The sequence below is a fragment of the Streptomyces sp. NPDC044061 genome (assembly GCF_056434305.1).
This window is the reverse complement of sequence record NZ_JBWKFL010000050.1, coordinates 6,259-25,364: the sequence shown is the minus strand read 5'-3', so window position 1 is coordinate 25,364 and position 19,106 is coordinate 6,259. Positions and strand designations below refer to the sequence as shown.

Annotated in this window: 18 protein-coding genes; 9 read left to right on the top strand and 9 right to left on the bottom strand. The window is 72.0% G+C overall.

Going from position 1 to position 19,106, the window contains the following annotated elements; all coding sequences use genetic code 11:
* Positions 1-10: 10 nt before the first annotated feature.
* Positions 11-775: a hypothetical protein gene (locus tag AC07CM_RS42790; RefSeq protein WP_478881961.1), complete on the top strand. Its 765-nt coding sequence runs from the start codon at positions 11-13 to the stop codon at positions 773-775.
* On the opposite strand, the gene AC07CM_RS42785 is transcribed toward AC07CM_RS42790, so the two are convergent.
* The 3 genes from AC07CM_RS42785 to cobT all read right to left on the bottom strand — a co-directional run bounded on the left by AC07CM_RS42785 (position 715) and on the right by cobT (position 4,506).
* Positions 715-1,443 carry a hypothetical protein gene (locus tag AC07CM_RS42785; RefSeq protein ID WP_478881960.1) on the bottom strand — a complete coding sequence of 243 codons (729 nt, stop codon included), beginning with the start codon at positions 1,441-1,443 and terminating at the stop codon, positions 715-717. The genes AC07CM_RS42790 and AC07CM_RS42785 overlap by 61 nt on opposite strands.
* 10 nt (positions 1,444-1,453) lie before the next feature.
* The gene (locus AC07CM_RS42780) at positions 1,454-3,241 is read right to left on the bottom strand and encodes a phosphatidylglycerol lysyltransferase domain-containing protein (RefSeq protein ID WP_478881959.1); all 1,788 of its coding nucleotides are present in this window, start codon (positions 3,239-3,241) and stop codon (positions 1,454-1,456) included.
* A gap of 170 nt (positions 3,242-3,411) precedes the next feature.
* Positions 3,412-4,506 (bottom strand): nicotinate-nucleotide--dimethylbenzimidazole phosphoribosyltransferase, encoded by a 1,095-nt coding sequence (cobT, locus tag AC07CM_RS42775; RefSeq protein WP_478881958.1) that lies wholly within the window; start codon positions 4,504-4,506, stop codon positions 3,412-3,414.
* Positions 4,507-4,638: 132 nt separating this feature from the next.
* Here cobT and AC07CM_RS42770 point away from each other — a divergent pair, with 132 nt between their 5' ends.
* Positions 4,639-5,619: a class I SAM-dependent methyltransferase gene (locus AC07CM_RS42770; RefSeq protein ID WP_478881957.1), complete on the top strand. Its 981-nt coding sequence runs from the start codon at positions 4,639-4,641 to the stop codon at positions 5,617-5,619.
* A gap of 53 nt (positions 5,620-5,672) precedes the next feature.
* On the opposite strand, the gene AC07CM_RS42765 is transcribed toward AC07CM_RS42770, so the two are convergent.
* Positions 5,673-6,875 carry a bifunctional adenosylcobinamide kinase/adenosylcobinamide-phosphate guanylyltransferase gene (locus AC07CM_RS42765; protein ID WP_478881956.1) on the bottom strand — a complete coding sequence of 401 codons (1,203 nt, stop codon included), beginning with the start codon at positions 6,873-6,875 and terminating at the stop codon, positions 5,673-5,675.
* Between the two features lie 80 nt (positions 6,876-6,955).
* Here AC07CM_RS42765 and AC07CM_RS42760 point away from each other — a divergent pair, with 80 nt between their 5' ends.
* Positions 6,956-7,168, top strand: a complete 213-nt coding sequence (locus AC07CM_RS42760) for a hypothetical protein (RefSeq protein ID WP_055709718.1) — start codon at positions 6,956-6,958, stop codon at positions 7,166-7,168.
* 35 nt (positions 7,169-7,203) lie between these two features.
* Here AC07CM_RS42760 and AC07CM_RS42755 read toward each other — a convergent pair whose 3' ends face one another.
* The 3 genes from AC07CM_RS42755 to AC07CM_RS42745 form a co-directional block, all read right to left on the bottom strand.
* Positions 7,204-7,338, bottom strand: coding sequence for a hypothetical protein (locus tag AC07CM_RS42755; protein WP_478881955.1), 135 nt, complete (start codon positions 7,336-7,338; stop codon positions 7,204-7,206).
* A gap of 226 nt (positions 7,339-7,564) precedes the next feature.
* Complete coding sequence (locus AC07CM_RS42750; protein WP_478881954.1) at positions 7,565-8,266, bottom strand: class I SAM-dependent methyltransferase; 702 nt, start codon at positions 8,264-8,266, stop codon at positions 7,565-7,567.
* Between the two features lie 83 nt (positions 8,267-8,349).
* Positions 8,350-8,976 carry a DUF3043 domain-containing protein gene (locus AC07CM_RS42745; protein WP_478881953.1) on the bottom strand — a complete coding sequence of 209 codons (627 nt, stop codon included), beginning with the start codon at positions 8,974-8,976 and terminating at the stop codon, positions 8,350-8,352.
* Between the two features lie 278 nt (positions 8,977-9,254).
* On the opposite strand from AC07CM_RS42745, the gene AC07CM_RS42740 reads away from it, so the two are divergent.
* On the top strand, positions 9,255-10,046 hold the full coding sequence (locus tag AC07CM_RS42740) for a PspA/IM30 family protein (RefSeq protein ID WP_478881952.1): 792 nt from the start codon (positions 9,255-9,257) through the stop codon (positions 10,044-10,046).
* A 34-nt stretch (positions 10,047-10,080) separates the two neighbouring features.
* On the top strand, positions 10,081-10,359 hold the full coding sequence (gene pspAA / locus AC07CM_RS42735; RefSeq protein WP_478881951.1) for a PspA-associated protein PspAA: 279 nt from the start codon (positions 10,081-10,083) through the stop codon (positions 10,357-10,359).
* A gap of 12 nt (positions 10,360-10,371) precedes the next feature.
* On the opposite strand, the gene AC07CM_RS42730 is transcribed toward pspAA, so the two are convergent.
* The gene (locus AC07CM_RS42730) at positions 10,372-11,775 is read right to left on the bottom strand and encodes a DUF3616 domain-containing protein (RefSeq protein WP_478881950.1); all 1,404 of its coding nucleotides are present in this window, start codon (positions 11,773-11,775) and stop codon (positions 10,372-10,374) included.
* A 179-nt stretch (positions 11,776-11,954) separates the two neighbouring features.
* On the opposite strand from AC07CM_RS42730, the gene AC07CM_RS42725 reads away from it, so the two are divergent.
* The 3 genes from AC07CM_RS42725 to AC07CM_RS42715 all read left to right on the top strand — a co-directional run bounded on the left by AC07CM_RS42725 (position 11,955) and on the right by AC07CM_RS42715 (position 17,113).
* Entirely contained in the window at positions 11,955-13,175 is a 1,221-nt protein-coding gene (locus AC07CM_RS42725) for a sensor histidine kinase (protein WP_478881949.1), read from the top strand.
* The gene (locus AC07CM_RS42720; protein WP_478881948.1) at positions 13,172-13,852 is read left to right on the top strand and encodes a response regulator; all 681 of its coding nucleotides are present in this window, start codon (positions 13,172-13,174) and stop codon (positions 13,850-13,852) included. The genes AC07CM_RS42725 and AC07CM_RS42720 overlap by 4 nt, the downstream gene beginning before the upstream one ends.
* 159 nt (positions 13,853-14,011) lie before the next feature.
* Positions 14,012-17,113, top strand: coding sequence for an efflux RND transporter permease subunit (locus AC07CM_RS42715; RefSeq protein WP_478881947.1), 3,102 nt, complete (start codon positions 14,012-14,014; stop codon positions 17,111-17,113).
* Positions 17,114-17,174: 61 nt separating this feature from the next.
* Here the strand turns inward: AC07CM_RS42715 and nadA are convergent, their stop codons facing one another.
* Positions 17,175-18,359 (bottom strand): quinolinate synthase NadA, encoded by a 1,185-nt coding sequence (gene nadA, locus AC07CM_RS42710; protein ID WP_478881946.1) that lies wholly within the window; start codon positions 18,357-18,359, stop codon positions 17,175-17,177.
* Positions 18,360-18,623: 264 nt separating this feature from the next.
* Here nadA and AC07CM_RS42705 point away from each other — a divergent pair, with 264 nt between their 5' ends.
* A complete protein-coding gene (locus tag AC07CM_RS42705) occupies positions 18,624-18,980 on the top strand; it encodes a HesB/IscA family protein (protein WP_016435777.1) in 357 nt (118 codons plus the stop codon).
* The last annotated feature ends 126 nt before the right edge of the window (positions 18,981-19,106 follow it).

Sequence of the window (19,106 nt, the reverse complement as noted above, 5' to 3'; positions counted from 1 at the left end):
ATGTGCGCACATGGGGCACTGGTGGGAGCGGAACATCCTGGAGCCGGGGAAGCTTCCGCTGCTGCTGGCCCTGACCGCCTTCGTCGTCACCTTCGTCGTCACGCGCGTGATCACCCGGCTGATCCGGGCCGGCCGGGGCCCCTTCGGCAACGTCAAGGCCGGCGGGCTGCACATCCACCACGTGGTCCCGGGGGTCCTGCTCATCGTCGTCGGCGGCTTCGGTGCCGTCGCCAGCGACCGGCACGGGGCAGGCGGGCCCATCGCCGCCGTCGTCTTCGGCATGGGCGTGGGACTGGTCCTGGACGAGTTCGCGCTGATCCTGCACCTGGACGACGTCTACTGGACCGAGGACGGCCGCAAGAGCGTCGAGGCCGTCGTCCTCACCGCCGCCCTGGTCGGTCTGCTGCTGGCCGGGTTCGTGCCGTTCGGCGTCAACGACCTGTCCCAGGAGGAACTGCAGGACCGGGGCACGGTCATCACCAACATCGCCTTCAACTTCTTCTTCGCCCTGATCGCCCTGAGCAAGGGCAAGCTCCGCATCGCGATCTTCGGGGCGGTCGTGCCCGTCGTCGCGCTCGTCGGCGCGATCCGCCTGGCCCGGCCCGGCTCCCCGTGGGCCCGCCGCTTCTACGGCCGCCGCCCCCGGGCACGCGCCAAGTCGGCGCTGCGCGCCTACCGTCACGACCGCCGCTGGGCCGGCCCCAGCCGCGTTCTTCAGGACTGGATCGGCGGCAAGCCCGACCCGCGCCCGGCCCGTCTGCCCGGCCGCCACTGACCGGGCCGCGGCAGCGGCCCGTACACGTGCCGCACCGCCGCGAGCAGGCACAGCGTGCCCACCCCCATCAGCGCGGCCAGGTGCTCCTTGCCCGCGAGGTTCTCCTTGAGCAGCACCTCGACCACCATCGCCAGGGTCACCGCACCGGCCGTCACATAGGCGCCGTAGCGCCAGCTCACGAACACGGCGAGCCCCACCACGGCCGCCGACGGACCGGTGTCCACCACCCCCGCGTCCGAGGCGGGCAGGCCGAACGGGGCGTGCGGGCCGAGCGCGATGCCCACACGCGCGTACAGCGTCCCGGCCAGCGTGGCGACGTACGCGATGGTCAGCGTCCGCCACCAGCCCAGGCAGAGCTCGGCGATCCCGAACACGAAGAGGGTCTGCGCGAGCGCACCCCAGACGGGCAGGTCCAGCGCGGGGACGAACAGGGACAGAGGAGTGCGCAGGAGTGCCAGCCACAACGGGTCCTCGGCGCGTACGGCCCCCACGTTCTGCACGAACCGGTAGCCCCACGGCTGGTTCTGCACGAACTGCAGCAGCGCCGTCAGGCACACCGCCGAGACGGTCATCGGGAGCGCCGCCGGCCGCCGCTTCAGCAGGGGCTCGCGCACGGTGACGTACAGCAGCCCCCACTCGGCACCGGCCCAGCGGGCGAGCGTCCTCATCAAGCGTTCCTCATCGATGCGTGTCCAGGTGCCGGCGGTGCACCCACTTCGGCAGCCCCGGCGCCTCCAGGAAGCCCTCCGCGCGGGCCGACGCGAGGCCGATGCGCGGCAGGTCCGCGCTCTTCTCGAAGAGCAGGAACCGCGGCTCCCAGATGGGCCGGTACTTGGCGTTGGCGCGGTACAGCGACTCGATCTGCCACCACCGCGAGAAGAAGCTGAGCAGCGACCGCCACAGCCTCAGCACCGGTCCTGCACCGAGGCGTGCGCCACGTTCGAAGACCGACCGGAACATCGCGAAGTTCAGCGAGACCTGAGTGATCCCGATCTCCCGGGCCCGTCGCAGCAGCTCGATGACCATGAACTCCATCAGCCCGTTGGCGGAACCGTCGATGTCCCGGCCCCTGCGCATGAGGTCCAGGGAGAGCCCGTGCGGTCCCCACGGCACGAAGGAGAGCAGTGCGCACAGCCTGCCCTCGGCGTCCGTGCACTCGAGCATCACGCACTGCCCGTCCTCGGGATCCCCGAGCCGCCCGAGCGCCATGCTGAACCCGCGCTCGGTCGCCCCGTCCCGCCAGTCGTCCGCGCGCTCGACGAGGTGCGCCATCCGCTCCGCCGGGATGTCCTCGTGCCGCCGGACGCGCACCTGGTACCCGGCCCGCCGCACCCGGTTGTAGGCCTGCCGGACGGTCCGCATCGCCCGTCCCTCCAGGGTGAACTCGGCCACCTCCACGATCGCCTCGTCACCGAGTTCCAGCGCGTCGAGACCGTGCCGGGCGTAGACCGTCCCCGCTTCCTCGCTCGCCCCCATCACCGCCGGGATCCACCCGTGCGCCCGCGCCTCCACCAGCCAGGGCACGATCGCCCCGGGCCACGCCTCCGGATCGCCCAGCGGATCCCCGGAGGCGAGGCTCACCCCGCCGACGACGCGATAGGCGACCGCCGCCTTCCCGGTCGGCGACCACACCACGCTCTTCTCCCGGCGCAGCGCGAAGTAGCCGAGCGAGTCCCGCTCCCCGTGCCGCTCCAGCAGCGCCCGCAGCCGCTTCTCGTCGTCCTCGGTGAGCGGGTCGACGGCACGCCGGGAGCGGAAGGCGGCGTAGAGGACGGCGAGGACGAGGACCGTACTGACCGCGTTGACGGCGACGTTGGCCCAGTTGGGCGGGTCGATGCCGGGGAAGCGGGACTCCTCGGCGGCCACCGAGACGAGCCGCAGGGTGCCGTAGTGCCAGCGCTCCGGGAACGTCGAACGGGCCGCGTCCGGCGCCTGGTTGGTGACCGTGATCAGCAGCCCGGCGAGCAGTGAGGCGACCAGCCCGCCGCCGACGGCCACGGACGCGGCCAGCCGTGGGTTGGACCGGTCACCCTTGGCGTAGAACTCCCGGCGCCCGACCAGCAGTGCCAGTACGAAGGCGGCCGTCAGCACCAGGGAGACCCAGTTCTGTGCGTACCGCCGGATCTCCGGGAACGCCATGGCGAACGCGAACAGGGCCAGGAACGAGCCGCTCAGCACCAGGTTCAGGATCCACGCGGCCCGCTTGCGCCGCCGCATGGTGATCGCCAGGAACGCGGTGAACACGCCCGAGGCGAAGCCGGCCGTCAGCAGGTACGGCGTGAAGTAGTTCTCCTGGTTGTGCCGGCGCACGTCCTGGCCCAGCGAGACCCACACCGCGCTCAGGAAGTTGACGAAGGCGACGGCCCGTAGGTACCAGACGGCGAAGGCGGCGGCCCGGCGGGAGACCCCGCCGGGCCGCCGTTCCGGCTCGTTCTGCTGCTCCACGGCAATTCGGGCATCTCCCATGGGGGAGGATCATATGGGGGCCGCCCCGGCGAAACATTCTTTTCCGGTTGCCGTGGTGCACGTGCTCGCTTCCGGCCGCCCGCTCCGGCTCCTTCGGCTGCTCCGGCTCCACCCGGCTCCTCCGGCTCCTCGGGCTTCTCCGGCTCCTTCGGCTCCTCGGGCTTCTCCGCCTACTTCTGCTCCTCGGGCTCCTCGGGTCCCTCCGGTTCCTTCTCGGCGTCCGGCTGCTCGGGCAGCTCGGCGGCCAGCGCGGCGGCGCTGCGCACCAGGGGCAGCGCCAGCAGCGCTCCCACCCCCTCGCCGACCTTCACGCCCTGCTCCAGCAGCGGCTCCAGCGCCATCCGGTCCAGCGCCTTGGCCTGCCCCGGCTCCCCGCTGTCGTGCCCGGCCAGCCACCAGTCCGGCGCCCGGAACGCGACCCGCTGGGCGACCAGCGCGCACGCGGCGGCCACCACACCGTCCAGGATCACCGGCAGCTTGCGCACCGCGCACTGCAGCAGGAACCCGGTCATCGCGGCGAGATCGGCCCCGCCCACGGTCGCGAGCAGCAGCAACTGGTCCCCGAGCACCGGCCGCGCCCGGCGCAGCGCGTCCCGGATCGCCGCGCACTTGCGCATCCACGCCAGGTCGTCGATGGGGAGCCCGCCCCGCCCGGTCACCACGGACGCGTCGGTCCCGCACAGCGCCGCGATCAGCACCGCGGCCGCCGTGGTCCCGCCCACGCTCACATCGCCGAGCACCACCAGGTCCGTACCCGAGTCGGCCTCCTCGTCGGCGACCGCCACGCCCGCGAGGAAGGCCGCCTCGGCCTCCTCCGGGGTGAGCGCGTCCTCGACGTCGATACGACCGCTGCCGCGCCGCACCCGGTGCCGCACGACATCCTCCGGGAAGGCGTCCGGCGGGCAGTCCAGAGCCATGTCCACGACCCGCACGGGCACATCCAGGCGGCGCGCGAGCACGGACACCGGGCTGCCGCCCTCCAGCACCGCCCGCACCAGCCGCTCCGCACTGCCCGCGGGCCGCGCGGACACGCCGAGTCCGGCGATGCCGTGGTCACCGGCGAAGAGAACCACCCGCGGCCGCTCGACCGGCCGTACCGGTACCGCGCCCTGCGCGGCGGCCAGCCACTCGCCCAGCTCGTCCAGGCGCCCGAGCGACCCGGGCGGCACGATCTGGCGCTCCCGCCGGGCCTCGGCGTCACGGCGCACGCCCCCGTCCGGGCGCTCGATCAGATCGGTGAAGTCGTCCAGATTAAGGCTGCTCATTCGCCGAACAGTACCGCCAGCGAACGAACGCTTCGGCGCCACACCGTCACCTCATGGTCACCACGTCTTTGCACCCAAGATCGGTATCCCCTACGTTCCGGTTTGCAGCGGAATGTCGCCCAGGGAGCCGCCATGCAGCCCTCGCCCCTCACCCCGCCGGTCACCGAACCCTTCGACCCCTTCCAGGAGCCGCGCCGCACGGACTGCCCCTGGTGCGGCTCCCCCCGGCTGCGGACCCGGCTGCGCGCCCCCGACCCGCTGCGGCACCGGCCGGGCACCTTCGTCCTCGACGAGTGCGGCGACTGCCGCCACTCCTTCCAGAACCCCCGGCTCACGGCCGAGGGACTGGCCTTCTACCACCGGGACTTCTACGAAAGACACCTGGAGGAGTTCGCCGAGCGCGTCCTCTCCACCGGCGCGGCCCGCCGCCGTCACCGCGCCACCGCCCACAAGCTGTCGGCGCTGCCCGACCCGGAGAGCTGGCTGGACGTGGGCACGGGCCACGCCCGCTTCCCCGAGGCGGCGAAGGAGTTCTTCCCCTACACCAGCTTCGACGGCCTGGACCCGACGGCCCGCGTCGAGCAGGCCCTGCTGGAGGGCCGGGTCGAGGAGGCCCACCGCGGCTATCTGACCACCCCGGGCACCGCGGCCCGGCTGCGCGCCCGCTACGACGTGGTGAGCATGTTCGACCACCTGGCACACGCCCCGGACCCACGCGCCGAACTCCGTGCCGCGCTCGCCGTGCTCCGCCCCGGCGGCCACCTCGTCGTCGAACTGCCCGACCCGCGCTGCCTGTTCGCCACGCTCCTCGGCAGGTGGTGGCTCCCCTACGGCCAGCCCCGCCACCTCCACCTGGTGCCCCTGGCCAACCTGCGCGCGGAACTGGAGTCCCAGGGCTGCGCGATCCTCGTCACCGACCGCAGGGCCCCGCACATCCCCTACGACCTGGCGGCGGCCCTCACCCTGGCCCTGGCCCACGTCCACCCGCTCCTGCGAGCCATGGCCGCCCCGGTGCTCGACGTCGCCGCACTCCTGGACCACATGCTGGCCCCCCTGCTCCGCCGCACCCGCTTCTCCAACGCGTACCGCGTCGTGGCCCGTAAGCACGGCTAGGACCTGGTCGCAGGGGGTCGCGTCGCGCCGTACGCGGCCGCGGGCAGTCGTGATCAGCCCCGCAGCATCAGGGCCTGCCCCGCCACCACCAGCAGCACCTGCTCGCACTCACTCGCGAACGCCGCGTTCAGCCGCCCGAGTTCGTCACGGTACCGCCGACCGGAGGCGGTCGCGGGCACGATTCCGGAACCCACCTCGTTCGACACGGCCACCACGGTCCGCCGCGTCGCCCGCACCGCGTCCGCCAGCTCCCGCACCCGCTCGCGCAGCGCCTTCTCCCCGCCACCCGCCCACTCCGCGTCGTCCCACGCCCCGACCGCGTCCATGACGTCCGTCAGCCACAGCGACAGACAGTCGATCAGCACGGGCGGCCCGTCCTCGCCCAGCAGCGGCACCAGATCGGTCGTCTCCGTCGTACGCCACGACCCCGGCCGCCGCTCCCGGTGCGCGGCCACCCGCGCCGCCCACTCGGTGTCCCCACCCCGCGTCCCGCCGGTCGCCACGTACAGCACGTCCGGAAACGCCTCGAGACGCCGCTCCGCCTCCACCGACTTCCCCGAGCGCGCCCCGCCCAGCACCAGCGTCCGGCGCGGCACGTCCGGCACGTCCTCGTACGTCCCGACCACCAGCGTCGTACCGTCCGGCACCACCCGCGCCCCGGCCGCCGCGAGCCGCCGCCGCACCTCCGGGCCCTGCGCCACGTCGTGGTCGAGATGGACCGCGACGACGTCCGTGGTCGGCCCGACGGAACCGACCGCCCGCAGCCGGGCCAGCGCGTCCGGGCGTCCCACGACGTCGGCCAGGACCATGTGGTACGTCTCCGCCGTCGCCTCCTCCAGACCCGCCGGCGCCCCGCCCGGCGGCAGGTACAGCAGCCGCTGTCCGTCCGGCCCGGTCACCGCGTACCCGGTGCCGCCCGCGTCCATCGCCACGGCCCGTACCCGATGCCCCGTCAGCAGCGCCAACTCCCGTCCGTCCGGCACCCGCCCGGGCTGCGGCAGCCCGGCCGGCACCTCCACCGCCGGACCGTCGTGCGGATGCGACAGCAGCACCTGCCGCACCCCGCCCAGCGAATGCCCGGACCGCGCCGCCGCGAACGCCGCCCCGGGCGTCAGGTCCAGCAGCAGCGTGCCGTCCACCAGCAGCGCCGTCGCCGCCCGCGTGTCGGGCCCGAGCGCGGTCGCACAGACGGCGCAGGGACAGTCGGGGCGGGGCAGCCCCGCGGGAGCACCGGTACCGAGCAGAGTCACTTCCACGGAACCGATTTTCGCCTGTCGCAGCGGCTCTTGCGCTTCCGGCTAGGCTGCCATCAGGAGTTGGATCAAAGGAGGCCCAGATGACGGCATGGACGTGGCGGTTCGAGAAGGCCGACGGGACGGAGGTCCAGCCCGCGGTGCAGCCGGAGGAGTTCACCACGCAGGGCGATGCCGAGTCCTGGATCGGTGAGCACTGGAAGGCGCTGCTCGAGGGCGGCGCGGACCAGGTCCGGCTGTTCGAGGAGAACACCGAGATCTACGGCCCGATGAGCCTGCACGCCGACGCGGCGTAACCCGAACGGGGGTGAGGAGGGACCGACCGCCCTCCTCACTGCTCACCCAGCGTCACCTCCACCGTCTTCCCGGTGCCGGCGCGCTGGAAGGCCACCTTCGTCCGCTGCCCGGGCCTGGCCGCGAGCGCCTCGGACCGCTCCGTGGAGGTGGTGATCTCGGTGCCGCCCATCGAGGTACCGGCCCTGCAGGTCGCCCGCCGACAGGGGAACGGCCGCCCGGGCGGCCGGGCCGCCCTCGCGCATCGGTGACACCGGCGCCTTACCGGCGGCGGCCGGGAACGCGGCACACACGAGCACGGCGGCGAACGCGCCCCTCCGGCGGGCACGGGAAGCGTCCATTCCCCGAGTGTCGCTTCGGGCCGAAGGCCCGACCCGGCCCGGTACGTCGGAACGGGCTCAGCCGCGTACCCCGCACAGGTGCAGCAGCGCCGCGACCCCCCGGTACGGATCCGTCCGCCCGGCCCGCTCCTCGACCGCCAGCAGGGTCTCCAGGTCGTCCGGGACCTCCGCGCCGTCCACCGCCGTGTCGGTGAACACCCGCACGCCGTACCAGGCGTGCAGCGGGGCGGCGATGCCGGCCAGCGTGGCGGTGAGCGCCGTCAGCCGGTCGGCCCGCACGTCCAGGCCGAGGCGATTGCGGTAGGAGGCGGTGTCGAACGCGGCCAGCGCGCCCGCCCAGTCGCCGGACAGACCCGGCCGCATCGCGAGCGCGTCGCCGTTGCGCACGAGGAGCGAGAGCAGCCCGCCCGGCGCGAGCATCCGGGCCAGCCCGGCCACCAGCGGGTCGGGCTCCTCGACGTACATCAGTACGCCGTGGCACAGCACCACGTCGAAGCTGCCCGGCAGGAAGTGCACGCCGGTGTCCCGTCCGTCCCCCTGCACCAGCCGGACCCGCTCCCGGATGCCCTCGGGCTCACCGGCGAGCGCCTCGCGCGCGGCCGCGATCATCGTCGCGTCCTGCTCGACGCCGGTCACCTGGTGCCCGAGCCGGGCCAGCCGCAGCGCCTGCGTGCCCTGACCCGTCCCCACGTCGAGCACCCGCAGCCGCTGCCCGACGCGGAACCGCCCGGCTACCTGCTCGTCGAGCTGCCGGGCCACCAGCTCCTGTCGTACGACATCACGCAGCCCGCCCAGCCTGCTCAGCCAGGCATCGGCCGCGCCCCCGGTGAAAGCGTCTGCGCTCAGGGCCGCTCTCCGCGCTTGACCTGCGGCTTCGGCAGCCGGAGCCGGCGCATCTGGAGGGAGCGCATCAGGCCGTAGGCGACGGCGCCGCGGCGGTTGACGTCGGGGAAGCGCTCCGCCAGCCGCTTCTTCAGCCGGAAGCCGCTGACGGCCGCGTCGAGCACGATCAGCACGATCACCACGAGCCACAGCCACAGCGCCAGGGCCTGGATCGCGGGCACCCGCACGATGCTGAGGACCAGGATGACCACGGCCAGCGGCAGGAAGAACTCCGCCACGTTGAACCGGGAGTCCACCCAGTCGCGCGCGAACTTGCGGACCGGACCCTTGTCCCGGACCGGCAGATAGCGCTCGTCACCGCCGGCCAGCGCCTGGCGCTGCCGCTCCAGGGCCTGACGGCGGTCCTCGCGCTGACGCTTGGCGGCGTCCTTGCGCGTCGTCGGCGTGTTGGCGACGCTGCGGCGCTGGGACTGGGCCTCACTGCGCTTGGGGGTGGGCCGGCCCTTGGGGGCCTGCGGGTCACGGGGCTGCTTGGAGAAGTTCACCGGCGCCTTGTCGGCGGGGGCCTTCTCTTCCTTGGCACGGCTACGGAACACAAAACCCAAGGGTACGGGCTCCACCGGCATGGACCCCAGCCCACCGGGGAACGATCCGGCAACACCGGGCGTCTGTAGGGGACAGAGGGGACGTTGCAGACGCTTCACCCGGCGGTCACCGAAAGGACTGCGAGGGCCCACCCGGGGGGCCACCTACTCCTCACGCCGGAGCGATAACGTCCGCAGTCGTCCTTGGGGATGAGCGCATCACTCCCCGAACAGTGCGGTAATGGAGTCAGGGCCCGTACTGTGGGTTCTGTCGCAGGATCTGTGAGCTGGAGTCCGTCAGAAGGGGGCGCGCGAAGCCCATGAGCGGTGTCATGAAGCGTATGGGGATGATCTTCCGCGCGAAGGCGAACAAGGCCCTTGACCGGGCCGAGGACCCGCGCGAGACCCTCGATTACTCGTACCAGAAGCAGCTGGAGCTGCTGCAGAAGGTGCGCCGGGGCGTGGCCGACGTGGCGACCTCCCGCAAGCGCCTGGAACTCCAGCTCAACCAGTTGCAGCAGCAGTCCACCAAGCTGGAGGACCAGGGCCGCAAGGCGCTCGCCCTCGGCCGCGAGGACCTCGCCCGCGAGGCGCTCTCCCGCCGCGCCGCCCTCCAGCAGCAGGTCACCGACCTCGAGACGCAGCACGCGACGCTGCAGGGCGAGGAGGAGAAGCTCACCCTGGCGGCCCAGCGCCTGCAGGCCAAGGTGGACGCGTTCCGCACGAAGAAGGAGACCATCAAGGCCACCTACACCGCGGCCCAGGCCCAGACCCGCATCGGCGAGGCCTTCTCCGGCATCTCCGAGGAGATGGGCGACGTCGGCCTCGCCATCCAGCGCGCCGAGGACAAGACCGCCCAGCTCCAGGCCCGGGCCGGCGCCATCGACGAGCTGCTCGCCTCCGGCGCCCTGGACGACCCCTCCGGCATGGCCAAGGACGACATCCAGGCCGAGCTGGACCGGCTCTCCGGTGGTACGGATGTAGAGCTGGAACTGCAGCGCATGAAGGCGGAGCTGGCCGGAGGCTCGCCGCAGCAGGCGATCGAGGGCGGCGCCGGCCAGGGACAGTCCCAGCAGCAGCCGCAGGACACCCCGCGCTTCGACAAGCAGTAGTCCGGCGCCGGGACCCCGAGCCGAGGAGGCCGACGTGATCGTACGGATCATGGGGGAGGGCCAGGTGAAGCTGGACGACGCCCACTTCACCGAGCTGAACAAGCTGGACGACGAACTGCTGGCGGAGATGGAGAGCGGCGACGAGCAGGGCTTCCGTCGCACGCTCTCCACGCTCCTCGACGCCGTCCGGCGACTCGGCAGCCCCCTGCCGGACGACGCCCTGGAACCCTCGGAACTCATCCTTCCCTCCTCGGACGCGACGCTCGAGGAGGTCCGGGAGCTGCTCAGCGAGGACGGGCTGATCCCGGGCTGAGCACGCCCCGGGTCAGTTCAGCGTGAACCAGGTGGTGCGGGACTTCTGCCACTCCGGGTGGCTGAGGTCCTTCGCCGCGATGCCGTCGCCGTAGAGGTCGGCGGAACCGTCGTCGGTGATCAGCTGCACCCGGGCACCGGAGACGTCCAGGTCGGGCACGGAGACGATGGACTCCCAGCCGCCCGCGTCCGACGTGGGCAGATCCAGCTTCTTCACCGGCTGGTGCCCCGCCACGCCGTCCCACGTGTACAGGGCGTAGGGGTCGCTGTTGTCGTCGGCCGCCCAGGACCCGGCCAGGATCAGGAACTGCCCCTTGTCGTTGCGGCGCAGGTCCCGGACGGACAGACCGCCCAGGTCCAGCTCGATCGGCGTCCCGAACGTGGCCTTCGTGCCGTGCACCACCTTGTCCATGTCGGTCACCGGCACGATCAGCGCCCTGCCGCCCGACTGCGGCGGCACCAGCGGGGCGCGGAAGCCGACGTAGGCGGTGGTGGTGGAGCCCGGCGCGAACTCCAGACCCTCCACGTTGAAGCCGTCCACCTGCTTCGGGGTCTGCCCGTCGGCCGTCGCGGCGGCGAAGCCGTACCGGTCGCCGTTCGCCTCGTCCCAGGCCACCAGGTCGTCGCGCAGCCCGTGCCCCGCGCTGCCGAAGGTGAGCGAGGTGGCCGCGCCCGAGCCGGAGACGGTGGTGGTGAACACCGTGTTGCGGTCGGACTTGTACACGCCGTCCTTGTTGTTGCCCAGCGAACCCGTCCAGTAGATCGTGTCGCCGACGCGCGTCGCGCCCTCGATGTCGACCTCCTTGTCGGCGCCCAGCGCACCGTCCAGGTCCCAGGTCCGCACCGGGGCGCCGGAGGCCGAGCCGTCGTACAGGCGCAGGGTGTTGTCCTCGTCGTTGCCGACGACGACGTAGCCGCCCCCGACGTCAACGGCGGCGGAGGCGTCCGAGGCGACGGTCAGGTAGCGGGCGTCGGCGGAGCGCTGCACGCCGGGTGAGGCCGCGTAGTGCAGGGTCGTGCCGGCCGTCTTGCCGCCGAGCCCCGTCACCTTCAGCGTGAGGTCCGCATAGCCCTGGGCGTGCGCGGTGACGCCGACGGTACGGCCGCCTCCGGTGCCCGTGACCCGTACGTCGGTGGTGGCCGCCACGGAGGTACGGTTGCTCTTCGTCGCCGTCACCGTCAGCGCCGAGGCGTCCGCGCCGCTCTGTGCGACCGTCACTGCGACCGTCGGGTCACCGGTGCTGCCGACCGCGCCGGACAGGTAGGCCGAGGAAAGCTTGATCGTCGGCGTGCCGTAGGTGACGGCCTGCGCGGGACCGACCGGACCGGTGGCGCACACCACGGCGAGGGCGGCGGCCGGCCAGAGGGCGCGGCGCGACAGCGAGGGGGAAGGACGCACGGGGTGCCTTTCGTCCATGGGACGCATCCGGCCGGGCGGCGCGAATGCCGACCAGAAGGTTGAGCATGTACGGCCAACACCGGGCATCCGGTCTCCATACCGTGCGCGAACTCCGCTCGACAGCTGACGGCCGGTGAGGCTCGCACATCACGGCCTGACCGCCCCGCCCGCCGGAAAGGCGCCGTACTGTTCAGACCGTGAGCACTCTGGAACGCGCCCGGTGCGGCCTCAAGGCCCACCCCCTCGCGCTGGACGCGGCCATCGCGGCGGGCGTGCTGGTGTGCATGGTCGCCGGGTCGTTCGTGGTGCCCAGTGGGGAGAACGGCGTCACCTGGGGCGTACGCAGCCCGGCACCGCTCGGCCTCTTCCTGATGACCGTCGGCGCCGCCGCGCTCGTCTTCCGCCGCCGCGCCCCCAAGACGGTCCTCGTCGTCACCGGCACCGTCTCCCTGATCGAGTTCTTCACCGGCGACCCACGCGCCCCGGTCGCCATGTCCGCCGTGGTCGCCCTCTACACCGTCGCGTCGAGGACCGACCGCACCACCACCTGGCGGGTCGGGCTGCTCACCATGACGGTGCTGACCGCCGCCGCCATGCTCGGCAGCACCCTGCCCTGGTACGCCCAGGAGAACCTGGGCGTGCTCGCCTGGACCGGTATCGGCGCCACCGCCGGGGACGCCGTACGCAGCCGCCGGGCGGTCGTGCAGGCCATGCGGGAGCGCGCCGAACGGGCCGAGCGCACCCGCGAGGAGGAGGCCCGCCGCCGGGTCGCCGAGGAGCGGCTGCGCATCGCCCGCGATCTGCACGACGTCGTCGCCCACCACATCGCCCTGGTCAACGTGCAGGCCGGAGTCGCCGCGCACGTCATGGACAAGCGTCCCGACCAGGCCAAGGAGGCTCTCGCCCACGTGCGCGACGCCAGCCGCTCCGCGCTGAACGAACTGCGGGCCACCGTCGGCCTGCTCCGCCAGTCCGGCGACCCCGAGGCGCCCACCGAACCCGCCCCCGGCCTCAGCCGTCTCGAGGACCTCGCCGGCACCTTCCGCAGCGCGGGGCTCCCGGTCGAGGTGGCCCGTGCCGACCACGGCACCGAACTGCCTGCCGCCGTCGACCTGGCCGGCTACCGGATCGTCCAGGAAGCCCTGACGAACGTGCAGAAGCACGCGGGTGCCGGCGCCAAGGCCGAGGTCAGCGTCGTACGGGTCGGACCGCACATCGAGGTCACCGTCCTGGACGACGGCGCGGGCGCGGGCGGTGCGCCCGGGGCGGGCGGCGGCCACGGGCTGCTCGGCATGCGGGAGCGGGTCACCGCCGTCGGCGGCACCCTGACCACCGGCCCCCGCTACGGCGGCGGCTTCCGCGTCCATGCGATCCTGCCGGTCAAGACCCGTACGACGGCCCAGGGGGAGCCCGCATGACGATCCGTGTCCTGCTCGCCGACGACCAGGCACTGCTGCGCAGCGCGTTCCGGGTGCTGGTCGACTCCGAGCCGGACATGGAGGTGGTGGGGGAGGCCTCCGACGGCTCCGAGGCGGTCCGGCTGGCCAAGGAGCAGAGCGCCGACGTCGTCCTCATGGACATCCGGATGCCCGGCACCGACGGCCTCGCAGCCACCCGGCTGATCAGCGCCGACCCCTCCCTGGCGCAGGTCCGCGTGGTCATCCTGACCACCTTCGAGGTCGACGACTACGTGATCCAGTCCCTGCGCGCGGGTGCCTCCGGCTTCCTAGGCAAGGGCAGCGAGCCCGAGGAACTGCTGAACGCCATCCGGGTCGCGGCGGGCGGCGAGGCCCTGCTCTCCCCGGCCGCCACCAAGGGGCTGATCGCCCGCTTCCTCGCCCAGGGCGACGGCGACGACGGCCGCGACCCCGCCCGCTCCGAACGCCTCGACGCGCTCACCGGCCGCGAGCGCGAGGTGCTGGTCCAGGTCGCCGGCGGCCACTCCAACGACGAGATCGCCGAACGCCTCGAGGTCAGCCCGCTCACCGTGAAGACACACGTCAACCGGGCCATGGCCAAGCTGGGCGCCCGGGACCGGGCCCAGCTCGTCGTGATCGCCTACGAGTCGGGGCTGGTACGTCCGAGGATGGACTGATCTCCACCCGGGCGTACTGCGCGCGGAGTAGGGACCGGATAAGGAAATGGACCTGGGGCCTACGGAACGGCCCTCCCGCATGGCTCAGGGTGTTGAGGTGGGCGCTCACCTGTGCGTCCCGCGCCGCGTCCGCCGCTCACAGAAGAGAGACCCTGATCCATGTCCTGGCTGTCGAGATTCAGCCTCGCGCAACGGGCCCTCGTCGGGCTCGTGTCGCTCATCGCGCTCGTCTTCGGGCTGATCGCGATACCCCAGATCAAGCAGCAGCTCCTGCCCACCATCGAGCTGCCGATGGTGTCGGTCATCGCGCCGTACCAGGGCGCCGCACCCGACGTCGTGGAGAAGCAGGTCGTCGAGCCCATCGAGGACAACCTCCAGGGCGTCGACGGCATCACCGGCGTCACCTCCACCGCGAGCGAGGGCAACGCCGTGATCATGGCGTCCTTCGACTACGGCAACGACACCAAGCGGCTCGTCAGCGACGTCCAGCAGGCCGTCAACCGGGCCCGCGCCCAGCTCCCGGACGACGTCGACCCGCAGGTCGTCTCCGGCTCCACCGACGACATGCCGACCGTGGTCCTCGCCGTCACCTCCGGCAAGGACCAGCAGGCGCTCGCCGACAAGCTCGACAAGACGGTCGTACCTGCCCTGAAGGACATCGACGGCGTCGGCCGCGTCCAGGTCACCGGCGTCCGTGACCTCCAGGTCGCCGTCACCCCGAACGACGCGAAGCTCGCGCGGGCGGGTCTCACCTCCGCCGCCGTCGGCCAGGCGCTGCAGGCGGGCGGCGCCACCGTCCCGGCCGGCTCCTTCGACGAGGACGGCGCCAACCGCACCGTGCAGGTCGGCGGCGGCTTCACCTCGCTCGCGCAGATCCGGGACCTGATGGTCACCGGCGAGGGCGCCGCGAAGCCCGTGCGCCTCGGTTCCGTGGCCACCGTCAAGGAACGGCCGGCCCCGGCCGACTCCATCACCCGCACCGACGGCCGGCCCAGCCTCGCCGTCAACGTGACGATGGACCACGACGGCAGCGCGGTCTCCATCTCCAACGCGGTCGAGGACAAGCTGCCCGGCCTGCGCGCGGACCTCGGCTCCGGCGCGAAGCTCACGGTCGTCAGCGACCAGGGCCCGGCGGTGTCCAAGTCCATCAAGGGCCTGACCACCGAGGGCGCGCTCGGCCTGCTGTTCGCGGTCCTGATCATCCTGGTCTTCCTGGCCTCGGTCCGCTCGACGCTGGTGACGGCGGTGTCCATCCCGCTGTCGGTCGTCCTCGCGCTGATCGTGCTGTGGACCCGCGGCCTGTCCCTGAACATGCTCACGCTCGGCGCGCTGACCATCGCCATCGGCCGGGTCGTCGACGACTCGATCGTGGTCCTGGAGAACATCAAGCGGCACCTCGGCTACGGCGAGGAGCGCAGGGAAGCGATCCTGGGCGCGGTGCGCGAGGTGGCCGGCGCGGTCACCTCCTCCACCCTCACCACGGTCGCCGTGTTCCTGCCGATCGGTCTGGTCGGCGGCATGGTGGGCGCCCTGTTCGGCTCGTTCAGCATCACGGTGACGGCGGCCCTGCTGGCCTCCCTGCTCGTCTCGCTGACGGTCGTACCGGTCCTGTCGTACTGGTTCCTGCGGGCCCCCAAGGGCACCCCCGAGGACGCCGAGGAGGCCCGCCGGCGGGCCGAGGAGAAGGAGGCGAACAGCCGCCTCCAGCGTCTGTACGTTCCGGTCCTGCGCTTCGCCACCCGCCGCCGCCTCACCAGCGTGCTGATCGCGATCGTGGTCCTCGTCGTCACGTTCGGCATGTCCGGGCTGCTGAAGACGAACTTCTTCGACCAGGGCGACCAGGAGGTCCTCACGGTCAAGCAGGAGCTGAAGCCCGGCACCAGCCTCGCGGCCACGGACGCGCAGGCCAAGCGGGTCGAGAAGCTGCTCGCCTCCACCGAGGGCGTCAAGGACTACCAGGTCACCGTCGGCTCCTCCGGCTTCATGGCGGCCTTCGGCGGCGGGACCGACACCAACCAGGCGTCGTACCAGGTCATGCTGAAGGACTCGGCCGCCTCCGACGACGTGCAGCAGCACCTCGAGGACGGCCTGAGGAAGCTCAAGGGCATCGGCACGACGACCGTCTCCGCCGGTGACGGCTTCGGCAACCAGGACCTCAGCGTCGTGGTGAAGGCGGCCGACCCGCAGGTGCTGCGCGAGGCCTCCGACCGGGTCCGCTCCACCGTGGCCGGCCTGGACCACGTCACGGACGTCACCAGCGACCTCGCCGAGAGCGTGCCGCGGATCTCGGTCAAGGCGGGCCCCAAGGCGGCCGCCACCGGATTCGACGACCAGAAGCTGGGCGCCGCGGTCGCGCAGGCCGTGCGCGGCACGACGGCGGCGAAGGCGATTCTCGACGACACCGAGCGTGACGTCGTCGTGAAGTCGGCCAAGCCCGCCACCACCCTGGCCCAGCTGAAGGCGCTGCGCCTCGGTCCGGTGAAGCTCGGTGACATCGCGACGGTCAAGCTGGTGGACGGCCCCGTGTCGATGACCCGCATCGACGGGCAGCGCGCCGCCACGATCACGGCCAAGCCGACCGGGGACAACACCGGCGCGGTCAGCACCCAGCTCCAGTCGAAGATCAAGGCCCTGAAGCTGCCGGCGGGCGCCGAGGCCGAGATCGGTGGCGTGTCCTCCGACCAGGACGACGCGTTCAAGAACCTGGGCCTGGCCATGCTGGCGGCGATCGCGATCGTCTTCATGCTCCTGGTGGCGACGTTCCGCTCGCTGGCGCAGCCGCTGATCCTGCTGGTCTCCATCCCCTTCGCGGCCACGGGCGCGATCGGCCTCCTGGTGGCCACCGGCACCCCGATGGGCGTGCCGGCGATGATCGGCATGCTGATGCTGATCGGCATCGTGGTGACCAACGCCATCGTGCTGATCGACCTCATCAACCAGTACCGCAGGCAGGGCTACGGCGTCGTCGAGGCCGTCGTGGAGGGCGGCCGCCACCGTCTCCGCCCGATCCTGATGACGGCCCTGGCGACGATCTTCGCGCTGCTGCCCATGGCCCTGGGCGTCACCGGCGAGGGCGGCTTCATCGCCCAGCCGCTGGCCGTGGTCGTGATCGGCGGTCTGATCAGCTCCACCCTGCTGACCCTCCTCCTCGTCCCGACGCTCTACGCGATGCTGGAGCTGCGCAAGGAGCGCCGGGCGAAGAAACGGGCGGCGAAGAAGCAGGACCAGGAGTCCGAGGCGCTGGAACCCGCCGGCGTCTGACGCCACGGAGGCCCGGCCCCCCGAAACAGGGGGCCGGGCCTCCGTGGTACGCGGGGAATCCCTACGGCAGTGCCAGCATCCGCTCCAGCGCGAGCTTCGCGAACGCCTCGGTCTCCTTGTCGACCTCGATCCGGTTGACCAGGTTGCCCTCGGCCAGCGACTCCAGGGCCCAGACCAGGTGGGGGAGGTCGATGCGGTTCATGGTGGAGCAGAAGCAGACCGTCTTGTCGAGGAAGACGATCTCCTTGCCCTCGGGCGCGAAGCGGTTCGCCAGCCGGCGGACCAGGTTCAGCTCGGTGCCGATGGCCCACTTGGAGCCGGCGGGGGCGGCCTCCAGGGCCTTGATGATGTACTCCGTCGAGCCGACGTGGTCGGCGGCGGCCACGACCTCGTGCTTGCACTCGGGGTGGACCAGGACGTTGACGTCGGGGATGCGGGCGCGGACGTCGTTCACCGAGTCGAGGCTGAAGCGGCCGTGGACCGAGCAGTGGCCGCGCCACAGGATCATCTTCGCGGCGCGCAGCTCGTCCGCGGTCAGCCCGCCGTTCGGCTTGTGCGGGTTGTAGACCACGCAGTCGTCCAGGGACATCCCCATGTCGCGGACGGCGGTGTTGCGGCCCAGGTGCTGGTCCGGCAGGAACAACACCTTCTCACCCTGCTCAAAGGCCCAGTCCAGGGCGCGCTTGGCGTTGGACGAGGTGCAGATGGTGCCACCGTGCTTGCCGGTGAACGCCTTGATGTCGGCCGAGGAGTTCATGTACGAGACCGGCACCACCTGCTCGGCGATGCCCGCCTCGGTCAGCACGTCCCAGCACTCGGCGACCTGCTCTGCGGTGGCCATGTCCGCCATGGAGCAGCCGGCGGCCAGGTCCGGCAGGACGACCTTCTGGTCGTCGGACGTCAGGATGTCCGCCGACTCGGCCATGAAGTGCACACCGCAGAAGACGATGTACTCGGCCTCCGGGCGCGCGGCCGCGTCCCGGGCCAGCTTGAAGGAGTCGCCCGTGACGTCGGCGAACTGGATGACCTCGTCGCGCTGGTAGTGGTGGCCGAGCACGAAGACCTTGTCGCCGAGCTTCTCCTTGGCCGCGCGGGCGCGCTCGACCAGATCGGGGTCGGACGGCGAGGGCAGGTCGCCGGGACACTCGACGCCACGCTCGCTCTTCGGGTCGGCCTCACGGCCGAGAAGCAGCAGGGCGAGCGGAGTCGGCTGTACGTCGAGTTCCGGGGTCTGGGCGGTGGTCACGACACGCACCCTTTCTACTTTTCGTCTAACTGACGCTATCTATCATAACCGCTTCACGTCACTTTGACGATGGCCATAGCGTCGATGTGACGTGAATCCCGCCCGGGTCCCTCTACAGGTCGCTGTGCCTACCGGGGCCCGTGTGCGAGCATGAAGAGGGAAACAAAAAGGCGACCCTGCGAATGCCCGGCCCGGAATGAATCCGCGGTAGCGCCGGTTGCAATCGTCGGCAAGCAGTCTCCGTACAACCCGGGAGAGATGTAGATGTCCGTATCGGACGAGACCACCACCGTCACCGACGGCATCATTCTGACCGACGCCGCCGCGTCGAAGGTCAAGGCCCTGCTCGACCAGGAAGGCCGCGACGACCTCGCGCTGCGTGTCGCCGTCCAGCCCGGCGGCTGCTCCGGCCTGCGCTACCAGCTCTTCTTCGACGAGCGCTCGCTCGACGGCGACGTGGAGAAGGACTTCGGCGGGGTCAAGGTCGTCACCGACCGAATGAGCGCTCCGTACCTGGGCGGCGCCACCGTCGACTTCGTGGACACGATCGAGAAGCAGGGCTTCACGATCGACAACCCGAACGCGACGGGTTCCTGCGCCTGCGGCGACTCCTTCAGCTGAGCCTGCCACAGTCTGACGGACAAGGCGGCGGGGCCCCCCCCCGAAGAGGGCGACGGCCTTTCGCCCCCCAAAGGAAGGTGGGCTCCGGGCGCCCGGAACCACAGTTCCTTCTCGGGACGCCCACGC

Coding starts and splice junctions, on each gene's coding strand:
- AC07CM_RS42780 (WP_478881959.1), bottom strand. CDS start 3,241: ATGGGAGATGCCCGAATTGCCGTGGAGCAGCAGAACGAGCCGGAACGG.
- AC07CM_RS42730 (WP_478881950.1), bottom strand. CDS start 11,775: ATGGACGAAAGGCACCCCGTGCGTCCTTCCCCCTCGCTGTCGCGCCGC.
- AC07CM_RS42770 (WP_478881957.1), top strand. CDS start 4,639: ATGCAGCCCTCGCCCCTCACCCCGCCGGTCACCGAACCCTTCGACCCC.
- AC07CM_RS42790 (WP_478881961.1), top strand. CDS start 11: ATGGGGCACTGGTGGGAGCGGAACATCCTGGAGCCGGGGAAGCTTCCG.
- AC07CM_RS42740 (WP_478881952.1), top strand. CDS start 9,255: ATGAGCGGTGTCATGAAGCGTATGGGGATGATCTTCCGCGCGAAGGCG.
- AC07CM_RS42745 (WP_478881953.1), bottom strand. CDS start 8,976: ATGCCGGTGGAGCCCGTACCCTTGGGTTTTGTGTTCCGTAGCCGTGCC.
- AC07CM_RS42720 (WP_478881948.1), top strand. CDS start 13,172: ATGACGATCCGTGTCCTGCTCGCCGACGACCAGGCACTGCTGCGCAGC.
- AC07CM_RS42705 (WP_016435777.1), top strand. CDS start 18,624: ATGTCCGTATCGGACGAGACCACCACCGTCACCGACGGCATCATTCTG.
- cobT (WP_478881958.1), bottom strand. CDS start 4,506: ATGAGCAGCCTTAATCTGGACGACTTCACCGATCTGATCGAGCGCCCG.
- AC07CM_RS42785 (WP_478881960.1), bottom strand. CDS start 1,443: ATGAGGACGCTCGCCCGCTGGGCCGGTGCCGAGTGGGGGCTGCTGTAC.
- AC07CM_RS42715 (WP_478881947.1), top strand. CDS start 14,012: ATGTCCTGGCTGTCGAGATTCAGCCTCGCGCAACGGGCCCTCGTCGGG.
- AC07CM_RS42760 (WP_055709718.1), top strand. CDS start 6,956: ATGACGGCATGGACGTGGCGGTTCGAGAAGGCCGACGGGACGGAGGTC.
- AC07CM_RS42755 (WP_478881955.1), bottom strand. CDS start 7,338: ATGGGCGGCACCGAGATCACCACCTCCACGGAGCGGTCCGAGGCGCTC.